The sequence below is a fragment of the Neotamlana laminarinivorans genome, assembly GCF_020523925.1.
Lineage (GTDB): Bacteria > Bacteroidota > Bacteroidia > Flavobacteriales > Flavobacteriaceae > Neotamlana > Neotamlana laminarinivorans.
Genome location: NZ_JAJAPW010000098.1, coordinates 1 through 280, shown reverse-complemented (window position 1 = coordinate 280; position 280 = coordinate 1). Strand labels below are relative to the sequence as shown.

The 280-nt window shown below is 54.6% G+C and carries 1 protein-coding gene; it reads left to right on the top strand.

Going from position 1 to position 280, the window contains the following annotated elements; translation table 11 throughout:
* On the top strand, window positions 1–280 hold a 280-nt coding region (locus tag LG649_RS16205), incomplete at both ends, for a hypothetical protein (RefSeq protein ID WP_226544842.1).

Below are 280 nucleotides of genomic sequence, written 5' to 3'. Positions count from 1 at the left end.
AGATGGGATACGACTCCGGCGTGCGAGCCTTCTGTGCGGAGAAAGACATGACGTATCAAAGCTTCTGGACATTGACAGCAAATCCGCATCTATTGAAGTCTCCACCTGTCGAGACACTCGCACACCAGGTCGGTAGCAGCCTACCAGTAGCTCTCTATGGACTCGTGCTGGGTCTGGGCAAAGTCTCCGTCTTGGACGGGACTACGAATGCCGAGCGTATGCGTGATGATCTCCAGGGTGTGCAGCAAATTCTGGATTGGCAAAGCGCAAACCCGGAGCA